This window comes from Sphaerochaeta sp. S2 (assembly GCF_016406725.1).
Taxonomy (GTDB): domain Bacteria; phylum Spirochaetota; class Spirochaetia; order Sphaerochaetales; family Sphaerochaetaceae; genus Sphaerochaeta.
Genome location: NZ_JAEKNT010000192.1, coordinates 1 through 6,017, shown reverse-complemented (window position 1 = coordinate 6,017; position 6,017 = coordinate 1). Strand labels below are relative to the sequence as shown.

The following is a 6,017-nucleotide window of genomic DNA, read 5'->3' as shown; positions in this document are numbered from 1 at the left end:
ACATCAAGGCCTGGATTATCAGATACCGGATGAAGTCTATAGAAAAGGATGTTTCCCCGTTGGGGAAGACGATACCAAAGAACAGGTAGCATGAAATTCCTTATTTTCTATCTTTCCTGTCTTGACAGAGGTCTTAGCTCATACCGATCCAAAGAACATGGGGCCGTTGATCTCCACAATCCGTATCCTCTTGTCATACTCCCCAAGTTCTTGTGAGAAGATCAACTGGTCATCGACTGAGTTCGCTGACGGTTCCCAGCCAGTTGACCGGTAAAAACCCAGCCACCCAACGGAGAAAATCCTACCAGTAGGAACCAAGCGATGATAAACCTTGGATATGCATGCATAGCATGTAGATATCAATCCAAGGAGGTCAATTATGACCAATTTCAAGGAAATCCTGCGGTTGTATTGCGGAGGATTTAGCCAGCGATCGATTGCAACCAGCCTTTCTTGCTCCAGGGATGCCGTTGCACTCTGCATCAAACGAGCGAAAGAGCGGGGATTGCAACTCCCAGTTTCAGAGGATGTCACCAACGAGGACCTGAGGAAACTCCTTCATTGCAGCCAGGAAGGTGTCCGTGACCCAAGCTATCTGCTTCCTGATTTTGCACATGTTGTGAAGGAACTGAAAAAAACTCATGTTACCAGCGGCCTTGTATGGACTGAATACTTGGTAGAATGCAAGAGTTTGGGATTGAAACCCTACAGCATAAGCCAATTCAATGCACTTGTACGTGAGTATTCCAAAAACAATAATATTTCCCTCAGGCAGGATCATCATCCAGGAGAGGTCCTCGAGCTTGACTGGTCAGGTTCCGCCATCCTTCTCAGTGACAGGCTGACAGATGAGACAATACCTTGTCATCTATTCGTTGCTGCATTTCCTTTCAGTGGCTATTTCTATGCAGAAGCCTTCGAAAACGAAAAGATGCTTGCATGGGTCACTGGTGTTGTCCATGCTCTTTCATTCTTTGCAGGGGTCCCTCTTATTCTTCGGCCTGACAATCTGAAAACAGCGGTATTGAAACCAGACAAGTATGAACCGGAGCTGAACACAGCGATGATTGAACTTGCCCAGCATTACAAGACCGTGGTGGTTCCGGCAAGAGTCAAGGCTCCCCGTGACAAGAATGTTGTAGAAGGGGCTGTTGGGTATGCATCGCGGCAGATAATTGCTGCATTGCGCAACCAGAAATTCCTGTCACTCGATGAGATGAACCAAAGCATCTGGGACTACATGGACAAGCTCAATGCCGCCGATTTCAAGAAGAAGGATGGTTCACGCCTTGGGTTGTTCACTGAACAGGAACAACCAGAACTGTTGCCGCTTCCGAGCAAACCTTTTCAACTCTTCGATCGGATTACGGCAACAGTCGCCCAAGACTATCACATCGAGTTCGATCACCGGTTCTACAGCCTACCATCTAACCTGGTTAAAAGCGAGGTATCGGTCAAGGCAACCCCGCATACAGTGTTCATATACCACAAGGACAGCCTGGTGGCAGAACATCCAAGACTCAAGTTCAAAGGCCAGAAAAGCACCTTGCCGGAGCATATCCCAGAGAGGCACAGGGACTATCTTCTCTGGTCTTCCGACCATTTTCTCAGCCAAGCAAGGAGGATTGGTCCTGCCACGGAACAGATGATTTCAAACGTCCTGGCAAGCAGAGAGTATGAGGTGCAGTCCTATCGATCTTGTGTGGGCATTCTACGTATAGCAAACAAATACACCGCCGAATGCCTTGAGGCTGCCTGCAAGGAAGGTTTGGAAAGCGGGATTCATTCGTACAAGGCTGTCAATGCAATTGCCAAGACCCTGAAGGATGCCATCGTCCCCGTTGAGGGGATGCATCCACGGGAAGATCTGGAGGAGCAGGATCTTGGAGACCTCTATTGCGCACACGATGCAGGAGGTTCCCGATGACAGACAAGGAAAAACAACTGGTGATGAACTTCGAGCAACTGGGAGCTGAAAGCATCTCCCTGGGATTGATTGAGGCTTTCTCCTCACCATCCATGCAACATGTACCATTGATGGATGTGCTGTTGGATACTACCAACAAGGAATTGCTACAACGACTAAATGCTAGGGCCCAGAGGTTGCTGAAGACGGCAAAGCTGCACAATACTGTGGCTAATATTGATGAGATTGAATACTACCCTGACCGTAACCTGGACAAGCTTACCATTGATAGGCTGGCCACCTGTACCTACCTCGAAAACCATACAAATGTCTGTGTGGTAGGTGCTTCCGGTACGGGTAAGTCGTTCATATCAAAGGCATTGGCCCACCGTGCTTGTCTACATGGGTACCGGACCAAGGTGGTTTCCTTTCCGGCATTGATGCGTGAGCTGGGACATCTCTATTCACATGATTCACCAAAGTATGAGAAAAAACTGCGATATTATTCGCGGTTCCCACTCTTGGTAATAGATGAATGGCTGTGTCAGCAACCAGAGAAACAGTGGACCTCAATCTTGCTGGAACTGATGGAGAATCGTTATGACTCTACGTCAACCATAATCTGCACCCAATTACCGGTTGAGAATTGGCCCAAGGTCATCGGTAATGTTGCCTTGGGACAAGCTATCCTGGGAAGGGTCACGGCCTCTTCATACATACTGAGACTTGAAGGACAAGACCTGCGTTCCAGACATTCAGCTAAACCCTGATACTTTCCAATTTCCCTGTCAGTAGCTCTTACTGGCAGGGATTGCATAATTCAGTGGCAGGCTTTGTTCAGGTCAAGTGGCAGGGATGCACCGTTGAACTCAATCGACCAATGAAAACCCGAAATTGTCTAGCTTTTCTCAACATTTTCTCCATTCCTTTCTTGACCTACAGGCTTAAGACTCTAGAGTAGTAAGGGCTGAGAAGTCCGGAAAACAAAAGGAGTCAATAATGAAACGATTACTAAGTGTTTTGCTCGTTTTGCTGATGCTCACTAGTTTCTTGAGTGCCGCAGGGACGTCAGAGACTGGGGCGAAGCAAGAAAAACAGCAAGTTCTACATGTGATGATGAGTTCTGGAGATGCAGGTCCAGGAAATATCCGGAAAGCTCTCGATTCTGCTGCAGAGATCATGGGTATTACCTTGCAGTATGATGTAATTCCTGATGACCAGATGCTCAATGTGACCAACACGCGGTTGGTCACAGGCAATGCAGGAGACATCATTGTTCATAACTTCGGGCTTACGGATGTATCTGCAAAGGACCTTGCTCCGCTGAGTGGACCTTGGGTAGAGAAAATTACCAGTACCACAAAACCACTTACGAAGGATGGGCAAGGCAATGTGTTGAAAGCTCCACTTGGTGGGGAGTCTAACATGGGACTCCTGTATAACAAGGAAGTTCTGGAAGCAAGTGGTGTTTCCTTACCGATCATGGACTATGGACAGTTTGTAACTGCGCTAAAACAGGTGAAGGATGCAGGCTATACTCCAGTATATATCTCCAACAAGGAAGTCTGGACTGCACAAATTCTTTTGCTTACATCCATGACGAGTGTCTTTGCGAATAATCCTGATGTTGTTGAAGGTATTGTCACCAATACACTCATGCCAAGTGACGTACCAGAGCTGGTAGCACTATGGGAGAATGCGCTGTCCCTCAAGACAATGGGATTGATTAATAAAGATTATATGTCCGCAACCAATGATATGGCGCTTGAAGCTCTTGCAAATGGTGAAGTTGCTTTTTATGCAATGCTGGACAATGCATACGGCACCCTCAAAGAGTTCTACCCAGAATCAGTTGATGCCATTGGAATGATGTATACCCCACTTTGGGATGATGTTGAGGATGGCTATGTACTGTTTGGAACCGCCACCAACTATCTCTCTGCTGTTGCAGATAGCTCAAATCTGGATCTTGCAAAAGAGTTCATCAATACCATGCTAACTGAAAAACCGTTGAAGACCTATTATGAATTGGTACCTGGAGCAGTCCCCTATACGGATCTTGGGTTCTCTTTGAATATGAGCCCGTTCAACCAAGAGATGAAAGAGTATGCAAAGATGCTCCCATCCCTTGGGGATTTCAATAATAGTACCTATAACGGAGAGACCCCATTGGAGCCCTTCTATGGTAAGTTCAATGAACAGATACAAGGCCTATTTGCTGGTCTTTCAGTTGAGGAAGCACTAGAGCGTTGGTATGAAGCCTATGCTGCAGATGCACAAGCCCGTCGTGTTCCTGGTTTCTAAACACTGATACTTATGCTGTGGCAGCCTGTTTTGGTTGCCACAGCATCACATGGAGCGTCCTCTTTTGAACAGGTATACATCCACTTATTACACCTACTGGTTTGCAGTTCCTGCGTTAGGTTTATTCACTCTGTTTTTCATCATTCCTAATGTGGCAAGTCTGGCACTAGGTTTTACTGATTGGTCAATATTCTTTTTCGATGATATGCATTTCATCGGTTTGGATAATTTTAAACGACTTTTCTCTGAACCAAACTTTTGGCGTGCGGTTAAAAACACGTTCTATTTTTCCTTTGTAACGGTACTTGGGAAGAATATGTTAGGTTTTCTGCTTGCTTTGCTTGTACAACGACAAACTCGGTTCAATCATATCAACCGTGCCATAATATTTATGCCGATAACCATAAGCCCCCTTGTGCTCGCGATTATTTTTCTGTCGATCTATAATCCGACCCATGGCTTGATCAACAGCACTCTCGAATGGTTGCATCTTGGTCATCTGCAACAGGATTGGCTCTTTGATGTTCGATTTTCACTTACGTCCATCAGTGTCATGGAAATATGGCAACAAACTGGATTCAGCATGGCAATATTCATTGCAGGATTGCAAGCAATACCCAGGGATTATTATGAAGCAGCAGAGATTGATGGAGTCAATAAACTCCAGCAGATACGATATATAACGCTTCCACTCATTGTACAGTCAATCAATGTGACACTGATGTTGAGTATCATTGCAGGAATCAAGGTATTTGCCCAAGTGTATGGAACCACCAATGGAGGTCCTGCTGACCAGACGCAAGTATTAAGTACCTTCCTCTATAAGAGTTTTGGAAACGGGTATTTGGGGTACTCCTCAGCTGTAGGTTTATTCACAACCCTGCTCATTGCGTTTCTCACGTTTGGAATAGTTGCCTACTTGCGAAAGAAGGAGATCGAATTATGAGAAAGCCTTTACGTTTGGCCTCTTACACAATGACCTTGCTCGCAAGTTTAGTGTTTTTCATTCCTCTCTACATGGTTGTAATCAATTCATTTAAAACGAGAAGAGAGGCAGGTTTTTTCTCAATTTCACTTCCTTCCGATTGGCAGTTTGAAAATTACCTGGAGGTTTTTAAAAGCGCAAATATCCTTCGGGCATTCAATAATGGATTGATCATCTCAGTTGGCTCAGGAATTATCATAATTCTCTTAGCCTCCCTCGCCGCATATGTGCTTGGAAGATCAAGAAAGCAGTGGGCGCCCGTTCTCTATTATCTCTTTCTTAGTGGGTTGGTCATTCCTGTCGCATTCATACCGACCTATCTTGTTCTCGAGTATATGTCGTTACTCAACTCCTATGCTGGGCTCATATTGGTAGCAGCTACCTATGGACTCCCTATGTCCATATTCCTGTATACAGGGTTTGTAAAAACCATTCCAAGAGAGTTGGATGAAGCTGCTGTGTTGGAAGGATGTCCGCCCTTGACGTTTTTCTTGCAGATACTCTTTCCTTTGATGAAGCCTGTTACCATGACACTTGTTGTGTTCAATTTCGTAGGAAGCTGGAACGATATCCAGATACCACTGTATTTTTCCAGTAGTGACAAATGGGCCCTTCCATTGACAGTATATAATTTTTATGGAGCTCATGCCTCATCGTGGAATCTTATTTTTGCTGATATTGTGATAACCATTCTTCCCTTATTGTTGCTCTATCTTTTCGCACAAAAATATATTACAGCTGGAATGACTGCGGGTGCAGTTAAAAGTTGAGAGTCGTTGTATGATAGTAGCTGAGGTAATTCGATGTTCAACAGCATAAGAT

At 45.3% G+C, this 6,017-nt stretch carries 6 protein-coding genes; 5 read left to right on the top strand and 1 reads right to left on the bottom strand.

Annotation, left to right across the window (positions count from 1 at the left end; all coding sequences use genetic code 11):
- Window positions 1-138 precede the first annotated feature (138 nt).
- A complete protein-coding gene (locus JF818_RS05215; protein ID WP_198890910.1) occupies window positions 139-387 on the bottom strand; it encodes a hypothetical protein in 249 nt (82 codons plus the stop codon).
- Between JF818_RS05215 and istA the strand changes: the two genes are divergently transcribed.
- The 5 genes from istA (at window position 380) to JF818_RS05190 (ending at window position 5,965) form a co-directional block, all read left to right on the top strand.
- Entirely contained in the window at window positions 380-1,927 is a 1,548-nt protein-coding gene (istA, locus tag JF818_RS05210) for an IS21 family transposase (protein ID WP_198890909.1), read from the top strand. The genes JF818_RS05215 and istA overlap by 8 nt on opposite strands.
- Window positions 1,924-2,676: an ATP-binding protein gene (locus JF818_RS05205; RefSeq protein ID WP_198890908.1), complete on the top strand. Its 753-nt coding sequence runs from the start codon at window positions 1,924-1,926 to the stop codon at window positions 2,674-2,676. The genes istA and JF818_RS05205 overlap by 4 nt, the downstream gene beginning before the upstream one ends.
- 229 nt (window positions 2,677-2,905) lie before the next feature.
- Entirely contained in the window at window positions 2,906-4,210 is a 1,305-nt protein-coding gene (locus JF818_RS05200; RefSeq protein ID WP_198890907.1) for an ABC transporter substrate-binding protein, read from the top strand.
- Between the two features lie 64 nt (window positions 4,211-4,274).
- Window positions 4,275-5,156: a carbohydrate ABC transporter permease gene (locus JF818_RS05195; RefSeq protein WP_198890906.1), complete on the top strand. Its 882-nt coding sequence runs from the start codon at window positions 4,275-4,277 to the stop codon at window positions 5,154-5,156.
- Window positions 5,153-5,965, top strand: coding sequence for a carbohydrate ABC transporter permease (locus JF818_RS05190; RefSeq protein ID WP_198890905.1), 813 nt, complete (start codon window positions 5,153-5,155; stop codon window positions 5,963-5,965). The genes JF818_RS05195 and JF818_RS05190 overlap by 4 nt, the downstream gene beginning before the upstream one ends.
- The last annotated feature ends 52 nt before the right edge of the window (window positions 5,966-6,017 follow it).

What these genes read in the sequence shown, in the direction of transcription:
- JF818_RS05190 (WP_198890905.1), top strand. Translation starts at nt 5,153, where the DNA reads ATGAGAAAGCCTTTACGTTTGGCCTCTTACACAATGACCTTGCTCGCA.
- istA (WP_198890909.1), top strand. Translation starts at nt 380, where the DNA reads ATGACCAATTTCAAGGAAATCCTGCGGTTGTATTGCGGAGGATTTAGC.
- JF818_RS05200 (WP_198890907.1), top strand. Translation starts at nt 2,906, where the DNA reads ATGAAACGATTACTAAGTGTTTTGCTCGTTTTGCTGATGCTCACTAGT.
- JF818_RS05205 (WP_198890908.1), top strand. Translation starts at nt 1,924, where the DNA reads ATGACAGACAAGGAAAAACAACTGGTGATGAACTTCGAGCAACTGGGA.